This is a genomic window from Clostridium bowmanii (genome assembly GCF_018861315.1).
Classification (GTDB): Bacteria; Bacillota; Clostridia; order Clostridiales; family Clostridiaceae; genus Clostridium_AD; species Clostridium_AD bowmanii.
This window is the reverse complement of sequence record NZ_JAHLDL010000013.1, coordinates 1-19330: the sequence shown is the minus strand read 5'-3', so window position 1 is coordinate 19330 and position 19330 is coordinate 1. Positions and strand designations below refer to the sequence as shown.

The 19330-nt window shown below is 32.4% G+C and carries 21 protein-coding genes; 15 read left to right on the top strand and 6 right to left on the bottom strand.

What is annotated here, in order from left to right:
* The first annotated feature begins 46 nt into the window (after positions 1-46).
* From KPL51_RS10350 to KPL51_RS10335, 4 genes are all read left to right on the top strand, one after another.
* Positions 47-250, top strand: coding sequence for a hypothetical protein (locus tag KPL51_RS10350; RefSeq protein WP_216160593.1), 204 nt, complete (start codon positions 47-49; stop codon positions 248-250).
* Positions 251-381: 131 nt separating this feature from the next.
* The gene (locus tag KPL51_RS10345; RefSeq protein WP_216160590.1) at positions 382-1500 is read left to right on the top strand and encodes a HipA domain-containing protein; all 1119 of its coding nucleotides are present in this window, start codon (positions 382-384) and stop codon (positions 1498-1500) included.
* Between the two features lie 204 nt (positions 1501-1704).
* Entirely contained in the window at positions 1705-3165 is a 1461-nt protein-coding gene (gene pknB / locus KPL51_RS10340; RefSeq protein ID WP_216160587.1) for a Stk1 family PASTA domain-containing Ser/Thr kinase, read from the top strand.
* Between the two features lie 163 nt (positions 3166-3328).
* Positions 3329-3676, top strand: coding sequence for a hypothetical protein (locus KPL51_RS10335; protein ID WP_216160584.1), 348 nt, complete (start codon positions 3329-3331; stop codon positions 3674-3676).
* A 153-nt stretch (positions 3677-3829) separates the two neighbouring features.
* On the opposite strand, the gene KPL51_RS10330 is transcribed toward KPL51_RS10335, so the two are convergent.
* From KPL51_RS10330 to KPL51_RS10320, 3 genes are all read right to left on the bottom strand, one after another.
* On the bottom strand, positions 3830-3955 hold the full coding sequence (locus KPL51_RS10330) for a MetS family NSS transporter small subunit (protein ID WP_216160581.1): 126 nt from the start codon (positions 3953-3955) through the stop codon (positions 3830-3832).
* A gap of 31 nt (positions 3956-3986) precedes the next feature.
* Positions 3987-5528, bottom strand: a complete 1542-nt coding sequence (locus KPL51_RS10325; RefSeq protein WP_216160578.1) for a sodium-dependent transporter — start codon at positions 5526-5528, stop codon at positions 3987-3989.
* Positions 5529-5662: 134 nt separating this feature from the next.
* Positions 5663-7048 carry a tryptophanase gene (locus KPL51_RS10320; RefSeq protein WP_216160575.1) on the bottom strand — a complete coding sequence of 462 codons (1386 nt, stop codon included), beginning with the start codon at positions 7046-7048 and terminating at the stop codon, positions 5663-5665.
* Positions 7049-7522: 474 nt separating this feature from the next.
* On the opposite strand from KPL51_RS10320, the gene KPL51_RS10315 reads away from it, so the two are divergent.
* Together KPL51_RS10315 and KPL51_RS10310 are read left to right on the top strand one after the other, a co-directional pair.
* Positions 7523-7987: a GNAT family N-acetyltransferase gene (locus tag KPL51_RS10315; RefSeq protein WP_216160572.1), complete on the top strand. Its 465-nt coding sequence runs from the start codon at positions 7523-7525 to the stop codon at positions 7985-7987.
* Positions 7988-7992: 5 nt separating this feature from the next.
* Positions 7993-8871, top strand: a complete 879-nt coding sequence (locus KPL51_RS10310) for a Gfo/Idh/MocA family protein (RefSeq protein ID WP_216160569.1) — start codon at positions 7993-7995, stop codon at positions 8869-8871.
* Positions 8872-9007: 136 nt separating this feature from the next.
* Here KPL51_RS10310 and KPL51_RS10305 read toward each other — a convergent pair whose 3' ends face one another.
* Positions 9008-9283: a hypothetical protein gene (locus KPL51_RS10305; protein ID WP_216160566.1), complete on the bottom strand. Its 276-nt coding sequence runs from the start codon at positions 9281-9283 to the stop codon at positions 9008-9010.
* A 254-nt stretch (positions 9284-9537) separates the two neighbouring features.
* Between KPL51_RS10305 and spo0A the strand changes: the two genes are divergently transcribed.
* From spo0A to KPL51_RS10265, 8 genes are all read left to right on the top strand, one after another.
* Positions 9538-10353, top strand: a complete 816-nt coding sequence (spo0A, locus tag KPL51_RS10300; protein ID WP_216160563.1) for a sporulation transcription factor Spo0A — start codon at positions 9538-9540, stop codon at positions 10351-10353.
* 309 nt (positions 10354-10662) lie between these two features.
* The gene (locus tag KPL51_RS10295) at positions 10663-10806 is read left to right on the top strand and encodes a hypothetical protein (RefSeq protein ID WP_216160560.1); all 144 of its coding nucleotides are present in this window, start codon (positions 10663-10665) and stop codon (positions 10804-10806) included.
* Positions 10803-11060, top strand: coding sequence for a hypothetical protein (locus tag KPL51_RS10290; protein ID WP_216160888.1), 258 nt, complete (start codon positions 10803-10805; stop codon positions 11058-11060). Before KPL51_RS10295 ends, KPL51_RS10290 begins: the two co-directional genes overlap by 4 nt.
* Positions 11061-11576: 516 nt before the next feature.
* A complete protein-coding gene (locus tag KPL51_RS10285; RefSeq protein ID WP_216160557.1) occupies positions 11577-11774 on the top strand; it encodes an AAA family ATPase in 198 nt (65 codons plus the stop codon).
* Positions 11775-12580: 806 nt separating this feature from the next.
* Positions 12581-12721, top strand: a complete 141-nt coding sequence (locus tag KPL51_RS24495; RefSeq protein ID WP_216160863.1) for a cell wall-binding repeat-containing protein — start codon at positions 12581-12583, stop codon at positions 12719-12721.
* Complete coding sequence (locus tag KPL51_RS24280; RefSeq protein ID WP_312888576.1) at positions 12700-13929, top strand: cell wall-binding repeat-containing protein; 1230 nt, start codon at positions 12700-12702, stop codon at positions 13927-13929. The genes KPL51_RS24495 and KPL51_RS24280 overlap by 22 nt, the downstream gene beginning before the upstream one ends.
* Before the next feature lie 30 nt (positions 13930-13959).
* Positions 13960-15012, top strand: coding sequence for an NAD/NADP octopine/nopaline dehydrogenase family protein (locus KPL51_RS10270; protein ID WP_216160550.1), 1053 nt, complete (start codon positions 13960-13962; stop codon positions 15010-15012).
* A 55-nt stretch (positions 15013-15067) separates the two neighbouring features.
* Positions 15068-15937 (top strand): DUF1002 domain-containing protein, encoded by an 870-nt coding sequence (locus KPL51_RS10265; protein WP_216160547.1) that lies wholly within the window; start codon positions 15068-15070, stop codon positions 15935-15937.
* Positions 15938-16029: 92 nt separating this feature from the next.
* Here KPL51_RS10265 and KPL51_RS10260 read toward each other — a convergent pair whose 3' ends face one another.
* Together KPL51_RS10260 and bioB are read right to left on the bottom strand one after the other, a co-directional pair.
* On the bottom strand, positions 16030-16578 hold the full coding sequence (locus KPL51_RS10260) for a biotin transporter BioY (protein WP_216160544.1): 549 nt from the start codon (positions 16576-16578) through the stop codon (positions 16030-16032).
* A gap of 15 nt (positions 16579-16593) precedes the next feature.
* Entirely contained in the window at positions 16594-17550 is a 957-nt protein-coding gene (gene bioB, locus KPL51_RS10255; protein ID WP_216160541.1) for a biotin synthase BioB, read from the bottom strand.
* Positions 17551-17790: 240 nt separating this feature from the next.
* Here bioB and KPL51_RS10250 point away from each other — a divergent pair, with 240 nt between their 5' ends.
* On the top strand, positions 17791-18678 hold the full coding sequence (locus KPL51_RS10250) for a fructose bisphosphate aldolase (protein WP_216160538.1): 888 nt from the start codon (positions 17791-17793) through the stop codon (positions 18676-18678).
* Positions 18679-19330 lie beyond the last annotated feature (652 nt).

Here is a 19330-nt window from a genome sequence, read left to right as displayed (position 1 = left end):
TACTATGTAAATAGAATTACAGAAAAATATTTTAGGAGGAACTAAAATGAAATTTGGAATAAGGAAACCAAGCTTGAAGAAAATGATTAGCAGCAGGACGAGTCCCAAGAGAATAATAAAAAATAGCTTAGGTTTAAGAGCACCACGTGGGTTTGGCTGGATTACAAATCCTAAAAAAGCTGCTTATAACCGTGTATATAATCGTACTAGTTTTAGTATTTTTGATATATTAAAGAAACTTTTCAAATAACAACAAAGGTTTAGGAGAATATTGTAATGAGTTTAGAATGATGAGAAAATGGGTCGCTGTTTATAATGCAATGCTTGGTTATAATATATTATAAGAGAAGAAAAATACTGACTCAATTATGGAGGAGTTATATGGGAAAAATAGATTTGATAAACTTAGCAAATAAATATTTGAAAAATGAAGAATCTAATTTTACTGGGTATTTAATGTATAAGGACAAAAAGGTAGCTGAAATAAAAGACACAGAGTTTGTAAAATCTTTGGATGACAATTTATTACCAGTAATAATGATAAATAAGAATGCAGGATCCTTAGAAGTGTGGCTACAAACTAGAGTAATAGATACTCATAGGACTAATTCAAGGCAGGTAAGGCGTAGATTAAGTGTTAGGTCAGAGGTTCCTAAGGAAATAGTTATTAAAGCTAGAGCTATATGTATTACAGATAGCTATTGGTTAAAATGGATAAATGAAGATATAACTTATAAAGAAGTAAGAAGTAGATTATCTGATGGGCTAAATACTGTTGCTTTATACGGCAATGCTTCAGAAATAAATTTTAAGGATCTAGATATAAGTCCTGAATTAACCAACATCGGAAGTTTTGAGAAGTGCTGGAAGCTCATTGAGGGATGTTGGTATATGATAAAAAAGGGTACTTATAAGGAAAATTTTGCGGAAGTATTAATAGCAAACATTGCTATTAATCTTGGATTTGATGCGGTTAAATATGAAGCTATTGAAGATGGTGTATTAGTTAAGTGTAAAGACTTTACTAATAATGGAGAAGTCGACTTCGAGCCAATGTTCAGCTTTGTTCGCGATTATTGGGAAATAGATGATTCTATAAGTATTATAAAAGAACTTGGTTACATAGAAGAGTTCTTGAACATTACATTTATGGATGCGCTGTGCTATAACATAGATAGACATACATTTAACTTTGGAATATTAAGAAAGGATGGAGAACCAGTAGGACTTGCACCAAATTTTGATAATAATTTAGGCTTATCAGGAGTTCTTAATAATAGTGGTTTAGAAAGTACATGGTATTCAACATCATTTACAAGAAATAATTATAAGCCAATATTAGATGAGTATAATTATAATGTACCTAAGATTGATTTAGAAGAGATAAAAGTAATTATAAATAATACATTAAAAGGATTTCCGTCGCTAAAGTCGGAATCTGGATTTAGTGAAGTGGTATTTAAAATAATAAAAAATAATTATGAAGAAATATTGAAGTAAGAAAATTAGATGATGTTCATTTAAGCTATGAAAATGTAATAGACATTTTTATAGCTTCTATTATTTTTAATTTTACAAGATAAATTTTTGTCTTTGGATTCAAGGGCTGCTAGGCAATCTACTTCTCAATAGAAAAATTTAAGTAATAGCTTCCTTGGCTGTGATATAATGTGAAAGGAATATTCTTCAAGGAGGAAAAAATATATGATAGGCAAATTGCTTTTAAATAGATATGAATTATTAGAGAAAATTGGCGAGGGCGGCATGGGTACTGTCTATAAAGCAAAGTGCCATTTATTAAATAGATTTGTTGCAGTAAAAATATTAAAAACAGAGTTAAATAATAATGAAGATTTTGTTGCTAGGTTTAAAAGGGAAGCTACTTCTATTGCGAGATTGTCGCATCCGAACATAGTGAATGTTCATGATGCTTCTGAAGAAGAACATATTAATTTTATAGTTATGGAATATATCGACGGAAAAACATTAAAGAAAGTAATAAAGGAAAATGGCAGGCTTAGCTCTGCAGAGACAGTAAATATAGCTTTCCAAGTAGCAAAGGCACTTGAGTGTGCTCATAAAAGCAAGATAATTCATCGAGATATAAAACCAGATAATATTATGATAACGGAAGATAATATGGTTAAGGTTATGGATTTTGGGATAGCTAAAGTTGATGATGCAAGAACCGCAACTAATTCCAATAATGTTATGGGCACCGTACGCTATTTTTCTCCAGAACAAGCAAAAGGAAATATTGTAGATTGTAGAACAGACATATATTCCTTAGGTGTTGTGATGTATGAAATGGTGACGGGGCAAGTACCTTATAATGCAGATAGCGCTATATCCATAGCTATGATGCATATCCAAGAACCGGTTATTCCACCAAAAGAAATTATTAAAGATATACCTGAAAATGTAAACGGAGTAATTCTGAAATGCATGGAAAAAGAACCAATTAAAAGATACCAAACAGCTAGGGAAACGGCAGCTGTTTTAGAGAAAATCAAGGAACATTCTAATTTTGAAACCGAAATGTATAGTAGTCAAGACGATGCTACAATGTTTATGGGCGCAGCGGTGGGCTTAGATATAGCAAATGATTTAACAACAGTTATGAGTAAAGCTTCAGAAGATGAAAACACAATGATGAATACAGATAAAGAAGTATTACCTACAAATAAGAAAATAAGTAAGAATAAAAAGGCAATGATAATTATTGCATCACTTATTTTGATTATGATTGTTGTAATTCTAGGAAAACTTCTATCCAATGGGACGTCTGGTAATAAGCAACCTGCCATTGTAAAGACTACTGCTCCAACAGAACCAGTGATAGAAAAAAAGTTTGTTCCTTCACTTATTGGAAAAACTCAAGATATTGCCGAGAAAACTGTTGCTACTAATGGATTTATACTTGATAATATAACAAATGATTATAGCGATAGTATCCAAAAGGGATTAGTTATTAGTCAAACACCTGTGGTAAATACATCCTACGAAAAGGGTGGTAAAATAGCCTTGGTAATAAGCCAAGGTAAAAAAATTGTTCAGACTACTAGTACTCAAGTATCACCAACAGCACCGGTAGCACCAAAAGCTCATAAAACACCAACAGCACCAGTAAAGAAGGAAAAAGGTGGGAAAAAGAGTAAACACTAGCCTTACCAAATTTGAGAATTAACGAATCCTTATCAATCAAACAGAATATGAACTGGATGAACAAATTCGAAATTGCGTTATACTTTAAAAATTCAACATAATATGGATTATGCTATTAGCGAAATAGTACTAAATAACAAAAAAAGGTTAGGTGTGAAATTAAATGTCAGATAAATATAGGTTAAAAAAGAAATATACACATAGTGCAGAGATGGTATTTAGGGTATGGATTAAGGCGACATATGGGGAAGCTAAGATAGTAGGTACATACAATGAGTACACCAGGGATGAATTTGAGAATAACATAATAAATGAGTTGCAAGAATTAGTAAGTGATGAAAAATACAAGTGTGGAAAGCTAGAAGAACTGAAATATAAACACTTAAGTTTACCGGAATGTAAAGAAGGGCACTGTCATTCATTGTTAACTTTAGATGTTGTAGCTGTGGGCAGAACAGGTATTTTGTATGACGTAATAATAAAAAAAATAGACAAAAACATAAGAGCATAAACATCTCACCACTAACTATCTTATTCGAAAGTGGTGACTAAATACAAAGATACAAATAAAGGGTTGAAAGCATAATAAGGGTATTTTAGGCATGAAACATGATGCTTAAAATACCCTATTATTTGTAATAATTATATTTCTCTTCTTATTTAACTAGTTTACCTTGGTTGGTAAGGCATTTTTCTTTTCTACTGCCAATGCGATAACAATTGCAACTATTGTTCCGCCCCAAACCGTTCCGCATCCTATGATCATCATAACTATAGCACTTGTTGACATATGAATCCCTCCAATTATTCATTCATTTTATTTAGAGATTTACTTTTTTATCATTTAAAGTTGGAGCTACTTCTTGTGCTTTTGCAGTCCATTTTTTCTTGTAGAATACAAAGGAGGCAATAATCATTATAATTACAGTTCCCCAACCAAATACGATGTTAGAAACTACTCCCGCCGTATCCTTTTTTAGCAATTCAGTAATTATATTGAATAGATTTGTTATTACAACAGCTCCCAGTAATAATGGAGTAAAGTATTTTAGTAGATAATCCCACCATATGCCAACTTTAAAATCTGAGTAAGCATTTGCTTCCTCTCGTAGCTTACTTGTTCCATAAATGTAACTAACTAAAATAACTTCTGCAAGGCCCAAGCCTGCAATTACAATGTTCCCCACATAAGCATCTACTATATCTAATATATAGTTAAATCCAGCATAGCTTGCAAAACATGCACTGCCACAGAATCCAACAATGGAAATAATTGAAACAAGTTTCTCTCTAGAAACATCAAATTTATCTAACGCAGCAGTAGTAAATGATTCCAGCATTGAAATACTGGATGATAAGCCAGCGATAAATAGACAAAAGAAGAAGAGAAAACCGAGCAATCCTTGGATTACAACATTTGTTGACATGGTTGAAATAGCAATTGGGAATGCTATAAATGCAACACCTGCACCTGTACCAAATGATGTAAATTCTACACCCATATTACTAACTAAGTAACCCAATGTTGAAAATACTAACACACCAGCAATGAGATCAAAACTTGAATTTGCTAAAACCGTAATAATTGCGCTGTTTACAATATCTGCTTTATCATCTAAATATGAACCATAGGCGATCATAACACCTACAGCCAAAGTTGTTGAAAAAAATACTTGAGCATAAGCCGAAACCCAAATGCTGGGAACTAGAATTTTTGAGAAATCAGGTTTAAACAGTGCTTCAAGACCTATTGCGGAACCTTTTAAACGAACCGCATTAATCATAAATATGATCATTAGTACCATTAATAAGGGTGTGAAAATCATTGACATTTTTTCTATTCCGCCAGAAATTCCTTTTTTAACAATAAGCCAGTTACAAATCCAAACTACAATAACAGCGATCAAAATATAAATACTCATGCCAGCACCTAAGTCTAAAGCATTTTTTGCACTTCCTGTAACCATACCCATAATAGGTCCTGGATCTGAAAGCCAGTTAATAATGCCAAACGCATGTCCCAAGGAAAAAACCATAAATACTACTGCTACAGCAATAATTGCAGAATAATAAGTCATAACTATTATAGGTACCATTACTTGGATCCACCCAACAATTTCTAATTTCTTTTTTAATTTCGAAAATGCCTTAACTGATCCTCCACGAATCTTTCTACCATAAGCATACTCCATAATCATTAAAGGTATTGCGCAAGTAATCAATGCTACAAAGTATGGTAAAAGGAATGCTCCTCCACCATTTTTATATGCTTGAAATGGAAATCGCCATAAATTGCCCAGACCTATTGCAGCTCCTGCTGCTGCAAAAATAAATCCTTTCCTGCTTTTCCAATTTTCTCTCATTGCTAGCTTCCTCCTTTATAATATAATAGTCTCTGGGTTGATGTTTAAGCTTAACAGTAAATAATAAACCTCTGAAATCATAGTCACAACCTCAGAGGCTATAACAGAAACATAAAGTTTCTGATTGTCATTTCTTATATTTCTACTGGTTCAAGACTTGCTTGGAAGTGTCTAAGAACAGCTGGCTCCCAGGTAATTCTATAACCATGTATTTCACTCGCTCTTTCTTTTATTGAAATTAAAGCATCAGCCATAACATCGAAATGAGATTGAGTATAAACACGACGTGGAATTGCTAGACGTGTAAACTCAAATTCTGATTTTATTTGTTTTCCTGTATCAGGATCATTTCCCATCATATAAGACCCAATATCGCACGAACGAATTCCAGCTTCGATGTAAAGTTCAATTGCAAGAGCTTGTGCTGGAAATTCATAGAACGGAATTTGAGGTAGCATCGCTTTTGCATCTACAAATACACCATGTCCACCTACTGGTGATTGGTATGTGATACCTGCTTCATCAAGTCTAGACGCAAGATATTTCATTTGTCCAATACGATATTTCAGGTAATTTTCATCAAGTCCCTCATAAAGACCAATTGCTAAACTCTCAAGATCACGACCCGATAAACCACCATAAGTAATGAAACCCTCGAATAAAATCGTACGCTCTTTACAAGCTTGGAATAATTTTTCATCGTCTTTAACACCAATTAATCCACCCATATTTACAATTGTATCTTTCTTAGCACTCATCGTGAACATATCTGCATATCCGAACATTTCTTTTACAATTTCTTTTATTGATTTATCTGAATATCCTTCTTCTCTTTCCTTTACAAAGTAAGCATTCTCTGCATAACGTGCAGCATCAATGCACAACTTAATACCATGGTTTTTACAAATTGCTGCTGTTTCTCTTACATTTTGCACAGATACTGGTTGACCGCCCGCTGAGTTATTTGTAATTGTCATAACAACAAGACCAACCTTATTATCGCCGTACTCTTTAATCAATGATTCTAATTTTTCAACATCCATATTTCCTTTAAAAGGGGCTCTCTTTGCTGGATCTTTAGCCACTTCAACAACACAATCAATGGCTCTTGCACCTGTGGCTTCTACGTGTGCTCTTGTTGTATCAAAGTGAGTATTCGAAATGGAGTATTTATCTTGTCCCAATAATATTCCAAACATAACCTTCTCTGCTGCACGGCCTTGATGAACTGGTTGGATATATTTATAACCAAAAATGTCTTGCGCTGCCTCCACAAGTTTAAAGTAACTTGATCCGCCAGCATATGCCTCATCACCTCTAATTACACCAGCCCATTGCTCTTGACTCATGGCATTTGTTCCACTATCAGTTAATAGGTCAATATAAACATCTTCACCCCTAAGGTTAAACATATTATATTTTGCTTCAGCAATCTTTTGTTTTCTTTCTTCACGAGTAAGCATTTTAATTGTTTCTACCATCTTAATTCTAAATGGTTCAGGTATATATTTTGCTCCCATAACAAAAACCTCCATTTTTATTTTTTTATTTATAATATAATTAAATATTATCATCGAAAGAATTTTCAGTCAATGGCTTTACTGTAAATATTTATATAAATATATTTTATTGTAAGATGTGGTCATTTTAAAGTTCTTACCATTTTTAAATGAAGTAACATCTGAATTTTTATTATCACAATAATAATTTTTTATTGATATTCTTTTGTTATCGTGATAATCTATATTGTATATATTTACAACCTTTGGATATCGTTTATGAGATTTCTTAACAAAATATTGGGTATAATACCAACTATATAGTTGCCATTGCAAGTGGTAATATTTGTGAACGAAGCAGTAAAACAACTATATTCTTCAGATCCTAGCATATATCGATATCTCAGCATGCTCAATAGTGATAATGATCATGATTAATCGCAATAAGGACATAAGGGTACAATTGTATGAAATTATTATGGAGAGGTGTTAATAATGGAATTTGAAAATATTATTGTTAGAAGATTTAAGAATATGGATAGTTCAAATGTATGCGAAATTATAAAGCAAAACTTGATTGAAATAAATAGCAAAGATTATCCAGAAGAAATTATTAATGATATGTGTAGGCTATATATACCTGACTACATGATAGAAAAAGCTAAAAAACGTGATATATATGTTGCTGAATTAAATGGAGAAATAATCGGCACTGCAAGTTATGAAAACAATATTATTTATACAGTCTTTGTAAAATGCAGTTATCATAAACATGGTGTTGGTAGAAAACTAATATCTTTTATAGAAGATAAGGCTAAGAGAAATTTAGTCAATTCAATACAGATATCTTCAAGTCTAACATCACTGAATTTTTATTATGCATTAGGGTATAAATATGTTAATGAAGTGGAAGTCCCTAATTTAGGAAAAAGTATTATAGTTAAAAAACAATTAGTTTAAGTAACATGATTGATTTCAATCATGTGAGGCTCACAAAAGAAACAGCTTGGTCTCTGATTGGGGCCTATTCCCCAACTGAAACTAGAAGAAAAGAAATTTGTAAGGGGTATCGTATTAATGATTTTGCAAATTTATCCGATCTAATTAAAGAATGTGATGCAATTTTCGTTCATAGTTCAACGGCCACTCATTTTGAAATTGTATCAGAAGCACTAAGAAAAGGAAAAGACGTTTACGTAGATAAGCCTTTAGCATCTACCTTGGAGGAAGCAGAAAAGATTGCAGAATTGAGTATAAAATATGGAAGAAAAGTAATGGTAGGCTTTAATCGAAGATTTGCGCCTATGTATGTAAAGGCAAAGCAGGAAGGAAATAATGCTGCTTGGGTACGTATTGAAAAACACAGAGTAAATGGAATTGGACCCAAGGATTTCGATTTTACCTTGCTTGATGATTATATTCACTTAGTTGATACTGCCCGTTGGATTGGAGAACCAGTCGGGAGCATAAAGGGCTGGAGCGAAGTTAATGCTGAGAATCAATTAATCTATGCTCAACATTTTTATAAAAGCCAAAATAATAAACAGATGTTTGTAGGCATGCACAGGAATACGGGATCAAATTTGGAACAGCTGGAGTTTGTAGCTGAAAATTCCATAATAAGAGTTAAAATGGATACAATGGAAGTTGAAAAGGATGGAAAGTTAATAACAAGTGCATCTGCTTCTTGGGATACAATTTTAAAGCGCAGAGGATTTGAAGATGCTGTGATGCATTTTATTAAATCAATAATTGGCGATACGAAGCCAAGTATTGATGCTGTGGAGGCTCTAAAAACTCAAAAACTTGTTTATGACATCATTAAACAGATAAAAATGCAATAAAATCACTATCTACTTACATTTCATATTTTTGGTGAGAAATTAAATTAATTGTTCATGTATGTCGCTGAAAGCAAAACCATATCAACTAAGATATGGTTCTTTTTAGTGTGACAAGCATTGCAATTAAATATTACAATTAAACAAAATTTTTACAAACTAATATAGCAGGTGATAATAATAATCCTTCCGTTACAACTTTAAGCATTATAGTGTTAAATGAAATTTTGTTTTCTAAATTGATCTTATTATTTACCAATATTTTAAATTCCTTGTAAAAGTCAGTTATATCAGGTTCATATATGTACGATATATGTGGTATTTCATGCCATGATGTGGTAGTTATGTGTGAAACTGCTCTTCTTTGTAAATCGAACCTTTCAGAATGTTTAAATTTATTTGTTTTTAATTTCATTTTCTAACCTCCACATTAATAGTTATACTATGCAAATTTGTTCAACAATATAACACAAACTCATTCGCATTAATAAAAAAATAGAGAAGTTACGTGTAAACGGTTAAATTATTAATATTAAAAAGATATTGTTATCATGCTATAGAATATGGTAATATAAACATTATAAGTATATTTTGCAATGTATTTGAATTATCAAGATGAAATTTATAAATGTTAAAATATAGAGCTGAAGGGTGGAGGAGATTATAAATATGGAAGAAACTAAAACAAAAATAATTATAGCTGATGACAACAGAGAATTTTGTGATATTCTGAAAGATTACATATTAACGAAAAATGATATGGTTGTTACTGGCATAGCAGAGAATGGAATAGAAGTATTAAGATTGATTGAAGAAAAAAAACCTGATTTAGTAGTACTTGATATAATTATGCCTATTCTTGATGGGCTGGGAGTTCTAGAGAGACTAAATACAATGGATTTAGATCCAATGCCTCATATAATAGTTTTATCAGCAGTTGGACAAGATAGAATAACACAAAGAGCCATGGCACTAGGAGCTGATTATTATGTTGTTAAACCTTTTGACATGGAAATACTTATTAGAAGGATAAGACAGCTGTCAAATAAAACCATAGATAGTGTTGATGTAAAAGCAATGCCTAATGTTGATAATACCAAAATTAAAACAAATAGAAATCAACCAGTTGATGCTGATATGATAGATCAAATAACTAATATTATGCATGAAATTGGAATACCTGCTCATATAAAAGGGTATATGTTTGCAAGGGAAGCTATAAGCATGGTATTGAATGATACTGAACTTTTATCAGCGGTAACAAAAGAGCTGTATCCATTAATAGGTGAAAAATTTAATACCACTCCTACTAGAGTAGAGAGAGCGATAAGACATTCAATAGAAGTTGCATGGGGCAGGGGTGAAATAGAAACTATTAATAAAATTTTTGGATATTCTATTCGTAATGGAAAAGCAAAGCCTACTAATTCAGAATTTATAGCTATGGTAGCTGATAAACTAAGATTACAAAATAGGGTTAGTTAGGAGTATTTATTGATTATTAGGTGTGGATTTACTTTTAGTGATAAACTATTATGAAGGTAAGTCCTTTTTTTATTTAAAACTTTTTAGAAGGTAAAACTTTTTCCTTGGCGAATAGTATTATATAAATAGGATTATAGAAAAACAAAATCTGAATAAAAAGATATGGAGGTCGGATTTTAATATGGATAAAGAGCTATTGCAATGCATGGGTAGCATTATGAGGGTGAGTATTATTGGAATGTAAGTAGAATGAAGAACTCCGCCATAAGATAACTATAATTTATTACAAAAGATAATGGGAGGAATAAAATGAAGGATAATGAATTTCCCAAAAATACATATGGAGACGGAAATATTGAAGAATATAAGGATGATGATGAAGTGGCAGGAAGCAGTGTTAGTGTACAGCAGAATGCTGTTTCATTATTAGAATTACAAGAAGATATGGTTTGATAGAGTATTCACTTCATGATTTTGTAAGACCTATTCAAAAACATTTCAAAAATAACACTCAAAAAGTTAAAGCATCTCAATATAGTTATTTCACAGGCGAATATAATAAAAAAGAATTAAAAGATAGATGGAATAAAGATATTCAAATTCAAAGGGATTGTTATTCTGCTTTCCTTATTATGAATGTGGAAAATGATTTAGAATTAATTAATAGGGAGTTATGCAATAAAACTTATGATAATTTTATTGCATGATGTTGAGATTAATAGATTAAGAAAAATAAAAATAAGTGGAATTAAATTAATATCAAGTATGGGGATTTAAGTAAGTCAATACGGTTTTGAAGTGAGCCGTTATGCTATCGTTAATGGGTACGTAGGTATCTTTGGTAGTAAAATTCTTAGGGAAAATAATTAGTGTTAGTGTGTTGTAGGTATAAGCATTTAGAAATAATGTAAGTCTTTTAGTGAGAGCATTAAAGAAAGTTATTTAGTAATTAAGAACCCCATGCATTTATGCGTAGGAGTTTCAGAAACAATGAAATATATGTTGACAGTGAATAAAGAAAACCTACGCGTTTAGCTTTAGAAGGTCAACACAAAAAACATTTATGTTTTTTGTGTTGACTTTTTTTTGTTATAGAAAACTTATTTAATGGAAACCCGGCACGGCTATAATAAAGATATGACCACCAAATAGGGAATTTGATATTACATATTCAAATATTATTTTAGAATTTTAAAGGGGTGTATTAATTGGAGGAGAACAAGATGGATATTTCTAAGCTTTCAGCAATTACAGATCAATTGATTTATGAGGTAGAAAAAATAATAGTAGGCAAAACGGATCAAATACGGATGCTTTTAATGGCGGTTTTTTCAGAAGGCCATATACTTCTCGAAGATATTCCGGGCGTGGGTAAAACAACACTTGTAAAAACATTGTCCTATGTATTAGGTTGTGATTAATCAATATGCGTTTGTTTTCTGAAAATGCACAGGAGATAGATATTTCAAAGATGCGTAGAGGCATTTTTCTCATAGCTGGTTTTGTAATACTGATAGGAGGAATAACAGGAATTCTAACCTATGTATTGTCGGCCTTCAAAGGTTTTGTCTTAGAAGTCATTACAACAGTAAAAGGAATTATTAATCTGTTTTTTTCGTTTATACTTGTCCATACATATGAGACATACACCCCAAGGACTATTTTTTATGATTGAACACTGGGGGCGGCACAAAGATTTTCCTCGTAAGGTGTGCGAAACCCCCGGAACTTATTTAAACAGGCTGATGGACTGCAAAGAGTGTAACAAGGGCTTAAAGGACACTCATACAAAAGAAATGGTTCATCACTTGATTAAAGAATTGGAATGGAAGTTTTACAGCAAGGGTGGAAGCACTATCATCTCCCAGATTTTGTGTGATATGATAGTGCTACAATAGATAGATGGCTTAAGTAAAATAAGTATTTCGCAAAATAAACATTGCAAAATTTCTCCGAATAAAGAATAATAAGGTATCAGATAATACAATATAGAATTATTTTTAGGTTAAAAGATAGTTTAATTGAACTTGAAAATTTCATAATGCTACAAGGGGGAACATATGAAAATTAAAATAAAATCTTTACTAATAATTTGCTGTAGTGTTTTTTTAACATTCGCAGTGATAAATGATGCGAATGCTTCTGAATCAAAAGTAAGAATTGGGGGCAAAGATAGATATCAAACTGCTATACAAATATCTAAAGCAGGTTGGGTGGACAAGTCTAAATCTGTTGTTTTAGCTACAGGGCAGGATTTGATGCCATATCAATATCCTCTATTGCAGCACAAAAGGGAATGCCTATTTTACTTACTGGGAAAAACAACTTACCTAGTGGTGTAGCACTATATCTAAAAACAATGCTATAGAAACTACCTATGTAATAGGAGGAAATGATGTTGTAAGTGATGGGTTAGCAAGTAACTTCCCAAATGTTGAACGTCTACAAGGTCATGATAGATATGATACCAATGTAGTAGTTCTAAATAAATTTTCACAGGAAATAGATTTTAAATCTATTTATGTTACAACAGGTAACAACTATCCCGATGCTTTGGCAGCTTCTGCGCTCTCATGTCAATCAAAATCACCTGTTTGTTTAGTGAGTAATGGATCAATAGATAAACTAAAAGGTAATATAGCATCAAAGCTTCAGGATACTACGGAGGTAAAGGCTGTGGGACAAGTAGATGTGGTATCTGATGATATTGTTGAAGAGATACTACAAAAGTATGGGAATACAAATGGAAACTTGCAGAGTGGGGGTGACAATCCTTTGGGGTGTGTGACTACTCAAGGTGCTTTTGACTATTATTATGTACAAGGCATAAATAACTACAGTGGAGTTATAAGTTATGGTGGACTTTATAAAATAAAAAAGAATAGCAATGAAAGCATTGTAGTAGATAAAGATTCCTATTCTAGGTCTACCACTAGTGGTTATTGCACAAAATCAAATATAAATGTTTATGGGGAATGGATTTATTATGAAAATATTGCAAGAGCTTGGATGGGTGGTGAAGGGGAGGAAGAGTACACAGAAGGAATTTATAAATTAAAAACAGATGGAACAAGTAAAATAAATTTTTCTGGAAACTACATTTATTACCTTAAATATGACGATGTTGCACAGACAAATATGAAGTCTCTTTACAGAATAAAGGTTGATGGAACGGAAAATATGAAAATACCTTATGCTGAGAAAATCAAGTCCCTAGTTGTTGAAGGAGATTTTACTTATTACTCAAGCTATATTGATGAGAAAGATGTTCTAAAAGGAGTGAGCATCTTTAAAATGAAAACAGATGGCACTGAAAAAGTTAAGTTATGTGATGCTGAATTTATTAATTCCTTCAACGTTTTAAACGGGAACTTATATTATTGGGGGGATTATACAGTAGATAAAGCTACATTTCTATATAAAATATCCATTGATGGTAAAATCAAAACAACTAAATTTAACCAAATAGTTGGGTATAACTGGATAGTTAGGAACCAAATTTATTATAACAATATATATAGAATTAATATGGAGGGGACTAATAAGCAGTTTATAAACAAAACTACTACCAAGTAGTATAAATAATTTAGACGAGGGAGTATTATTATGGCTACAAATGTTTGTATTATGGGCGGTGGGAATGGTGCATTTGCAGCTGCGGCGGATTTAAGTCTTAGAGGTTATCGTGTTACGATTTATGAGAATGAATGCTTCAAGTCGAATGTTTTTGATATAATGGAGACAGGCATTATTCATTGTGTTGGAGTAGGTCCTGTAGGCGATGCTAAAATATATAAAGTAACTTGCGATTTGGCCGATGCACTTAGTGATGTAGATGTTATCATGCCTATCGCTCCGGCATATGCACAGGAGGATATGGCAAAAGCTTTGCTTCCATATATAAAATCAGGTGACAAAATCGTACTTACACCTGGGAGCACTGGTGGTGCTCTTATATTTGCGAAGGTACTCCATGACAATGGTAAACTAGATGGCGTGAAAATCGCAGAAATGCATACACTACCTTATGCTACAAGGAAAGTGGATAGCTGTACGGTGAATATTATATTGATGTGCAAGATGATATTTTTTGCTGCATTTCCTGCAATTGAACTGGTCACAGACGTTCTAGAGACAAGTCTGAATAACGGGAATGCTGTGAGTCATCCAGCTCCAGTGGTTTTAAATGCGGGTAAGATTGAATATTATGGTAAACATTATCATTATAAAGAAGGAATTACTCCCTCTGTTGCAAAGGTTAATGAAAAGATTGATGAGGAACGTCTCGCAATTGCATCTGTGTTTAGATATACACCTGTGAATGCAAGGGAACGACTTTATAGGATGGGATATTGCCCTATGAAGAACACACTATATGAAAGTTATCAAGGAAGTATTGATGTATTTATTCCTATAGAAGGGCCTGATGATTTAGGTAGCCGCTATCTGACTGAAGATGCACCATGTTCATTGGTCGCTATGGCGGAAATTGCCAAGTTGGTTGGAGTTGCCACTCCAGTCATGGATTCTATAAAAGTTCTCGCTTCAACACTCAGAAGTGAGAACTTTTGGACAACTGGTAGAACTTTAGAAAAAATGGGATTGAACGGTATGGCCGTTGATGAAATTAAAGAATTAGTGCAGAGGGGCTATAAATAGCTAAAATTGCTTTTCCAAAGGAGCAAAAACTTAATATAATAAGGAGTCTTGTTAAATGAATAAGAAATTAGTCTTAGGTGTAATGGTAACAGCAATTCTGTTTGCAACACCTATAAACAATGTATATGCTGATTCATATAAGAGTGTTACTATAGGGTCTGATTTGACTAATCAACAGGAAGAGGACATGCTAAAGTATTTTGGTGTAGATAAGAATAGTGCCAGCGTTGTTGAAGTTACAAATAGTGAGGAGAAGAAATATCTAGGAGATACAGTGTCTAAAGATCAACTAGGTAATAAGGCCATATCATGTTCATACATTGAGCCAACAACTAATGGTGGGTTAATAGTAGATACACATAATGTAACTTGGGTAAATGGTAATATGATAAAAAATGCTCTAATTACAGCAGGAATTGAGAATGCTAATGTTAAAGTTTCTGCACCATTTGCGGTATCAGGTACGGCAGCTATGACTGGCATACTAAAGGGATTTGAAAATAGTAAAGATGGTAAAAAATTAGATGAAAATACAAAAAAAACAGCTAATGAAGAGGTGGCAGTAACAGGTGAGCTAGGTGAAAAAATTGGACAAGATAAAGCTGCGGGATTAATAAATGAAGTAAAGAGTGAGGTTATAAAAGACAAACCTAAGACCGAGGAAGGTATAACCGAAATAGTAAATAATGTAACAAATAATTATAATTACAATTTGTCGAAAGATGATGTAACTAATATTGTTGGGTTAATGACAAAAGTAAATAAATTAAACTTGGATTATAGCAAAGTAAAAGGACAGCTTGAGGATGTAGCTAGTACAATGAAAAATACATTAGAAAGTGATAAGACTAAAAGTTGGTTCGCAGGTGTGTGTGCTTCTATTGGAGATTTCTTCAAAGGGATAGCAGATAGTTTAAAATCATAAAGCAGATAATCATGGAGGCATAAGTTAGTGGGTGAAATAATTAAGGGCAAAGAGACAGAGTAGTATATAATCCCCTGTCTCGATGTTATTAATTAATATAATCCAGCACTTATAAGCCTCTTTTTAATTTGAGGTCCAACCAATGCTGCAATTACCATTTTTGCTAGGTCTCCAGCAATAAATGGAAGAACTCCTATTGCTAAGGTTGCATTAAATGTTAGATTTGCTTGATAGGCTAACCATGCTGTTCCAAGTATATATGCAACAATGGTACCTATTATCATTCCTAAGAAGCACATATAAATTTTGTTTGAAAATTTGTCAATGAAAATACCACTAATAAAGGCCATAAAAATAAATCCAATTAGGTAACCACCTGTTGGCCCAAATAATTTAGTAAATCCTCCAGAAAATCCAGAAAAGACTGGTAACCCTATAAGGCCTATGAGTAGATAAACTATATAACTAAGGGTGCCTCTCTTTTGTCCTAGTACATATACTGAGAAATAAATTACAAGATTAGTTAATGAAATTGGCACTATTCCAATAGGCAATGATAGTGGCCCTAATATACAAGTAACCGCCGCCATAACCCCAATCAACGTTAAGTGATGAATATTAATTTTTTTTGTGTTCTCCATAACTTCATGCTCCTTCTATTTTTGAATATCAAAACCAAGCGCTGTAAGCATAATTTTATCTTGCTCAGTATTATTTCCTACAGTAGTTAACATATCACCAGTAAGTGTTGCATTGGCTCCAGATAGAAATATTTTTGAACCTCCATCTGCAAAATAAGTCCTGCCGGCTGCCATACGAATATAAGCTGTTGGATTTAAGTAACGAAAAATTGCTATTGTCCTCAAAATATCTTCCTCAGAAATTCTTTCCAAATCTCCAAATGGAGTACCTTTTATTGGCATTAATACATTAATTGGAATTGACATAATTCCAAGTTCTGATAAACTAATAGCCATATCAATTCTATCTTCCCATGTTTCGCCCATTCCTATAATTCCACCTGAACAAACATTAAGTCCTGCTCTCTGAGCAAGTTTAATTTCTTTGATTTTATCTTCATAGGTATGTGTAGTGCAGATATTATGAAAGTTTTTTTTAGAAGTTTCAATATTTTCATGATACATAGTAACACCAGCTTCTTTTAAGCGTATAAATTCTTTTTCTGTCAAAATACCATGGGATGCACACAAGTTGATTTTACATTCGTCATGCATCTTTTTATAGGCTTTTATTGCTTTATCAAAATCGGTGCCAGTTAAGGATCTTCCAGCTGTAACAATAGAGTAGCGATGTACACCATTTGCCTCATTTTTTTTACAATCTTCTAATATTACATCTGGTTCTAAGAATGTATATTCTTCAATTCTTGTATTATGATGAGAAGACTGAGCACAAAATTTACAGTTTTCACTACATTTTCCGCTCCGTCCATTAATAATTGTACAAAGATCTACTTTTTTGCCACATAATTTTTCACGAATAATATTAGCGCCTGCGCAAAGTTCTTTTAAATTTGCAGTTAATAAAAATTCTAAATTATCATTTCTTGCTAGACGTTTTCCAGTAATAATTTCTTTAGCTAGTTTTTCCATAGAAGTTTACCCCCGTAAATTTAAAAATAAATATTTATTAAGTATAAAATTTATTCCGTGAAATGTCAACCTAAATTTTAAAAATGGTTTACAATCATTCGGGGGAGTTCTTGGCGCACTTTGCTTTTCAAAAAGAGATTAATGAAAAGTTTATATAAAATCTATAGCTATGAGAGCTTGTAGTGCTATAATTAAATTAAACATAATATTCAGTTAATAACAATGAAAGGGGATAATTATATGAATCAGGAACAAATGGATCGAATCCATGCTGGAAAAGGGTTTATCGCTGCATTAGATCAGAGTGGGGGTAGTACTCCAACTGCACTTTTGCAGTACGGCATTTTGAAAGACAGTTATTCAAATGACGAGGCGATGTTCAATTTGGTACACGAAATGAGAACTCGTATTATTACTAACCCCGCATTCAATTCGGAGCACATTTTGGGTGCCATTTTATTTGAAAACACTATGGATCGTAAGGTTGGTGATCAATTTACCACAGATTTTCTTTGGGAGAACAAAAGGGTTGTGCCTTTTTTAAAGATCGATAAAGGGCTGGCTGAACTTGAAAATGGTGTTCAACTCATGAAACCCATTCCCAATTTGGAAGAACTTTTAAAACGGGCGGTTGAAAAAAACATTTTTGGGACAAAAATGCGCTCAGTTATTAAAGAAGCCAATCCAGAAGGAATTCGAAAATTAGTTGAGCAACAGTTCGATATTGGCAAGAAAATAGCTGAAGCTGGACTTCTTCCAATTATTGAACCTGAGGTTGATATCCACAGCGTGGATAAGGAAAAATCAGAAAAACTATTAAAAACTGAAATATTAAGTCAATTAGCTGCCCTTGACGAAGACGTCAAAGTCATGCTTAAACTTTCAATACCAACAGAAGATAACTTCTATGATGATTTGATGGATGATCCGCATATTGTGAGGGTTGTGGCTTTATCAGGAGGATACACTCAAAGTGAAGCAAATGAAAAACTTGCGCGCAATCACGGACTGATAGCTAGTTTTTCCCGTGCCTTATCGCAAGGACTTACCGCCGGGCAAACAGACAGTGAATTTAATTTAATGTTAGCTAATTCAATTCAGACAATTTATGAAGCATCAATCAAATAATGTAGATTTTTATTCTGAAAGAATTATATAAATTAGATTAATCTTCTATAAGAGTATAATGAATAATTCACATTTTTTTATATTGGGCAATTAAGACTGTACTTAAAATAGTGCAGTCTTTTGTTATTATTTATCCTTTAAAAAGACTTAAGCTACATTGGTAAATCAAATTATTGGATAACAAATCCCTTTTTAAAGGGAAAAAATATAAAAGTAGAAATAGGTGAAGGAGATGCACTTGTTTTGATTCACAGTGGTTATACTGATATTATAGAAATCATTGGCTTGTGTTATAATTAAGGAAAAAAGTAAATATAGAGGTGGGGCTGTTATGGAAAAAGTGGCTTTATTAAAATGTACAGATTATAACATACTGCTATTTACAAAGAAAACAATTATAGTATTCAGAATGCCAACTAAAATAGTAATAAAAAACATGTGAGCCTCTATATGAAAGTTTTAAAGTGGGTTAAATAGTTCATTTAAGTTGATGTATCACAAACTTTATTAAGAAAATGAAAATTATTGATAGTATAATCTATTCAGAGTTGTTTCACAGTAGTAAAAAAGTGCGTACTAAATTATAAAGATAATTAAAAGGGGGCGATTATTATTAATAAGAAAATTGGATTAACAATTTTCTGTTTGTTAA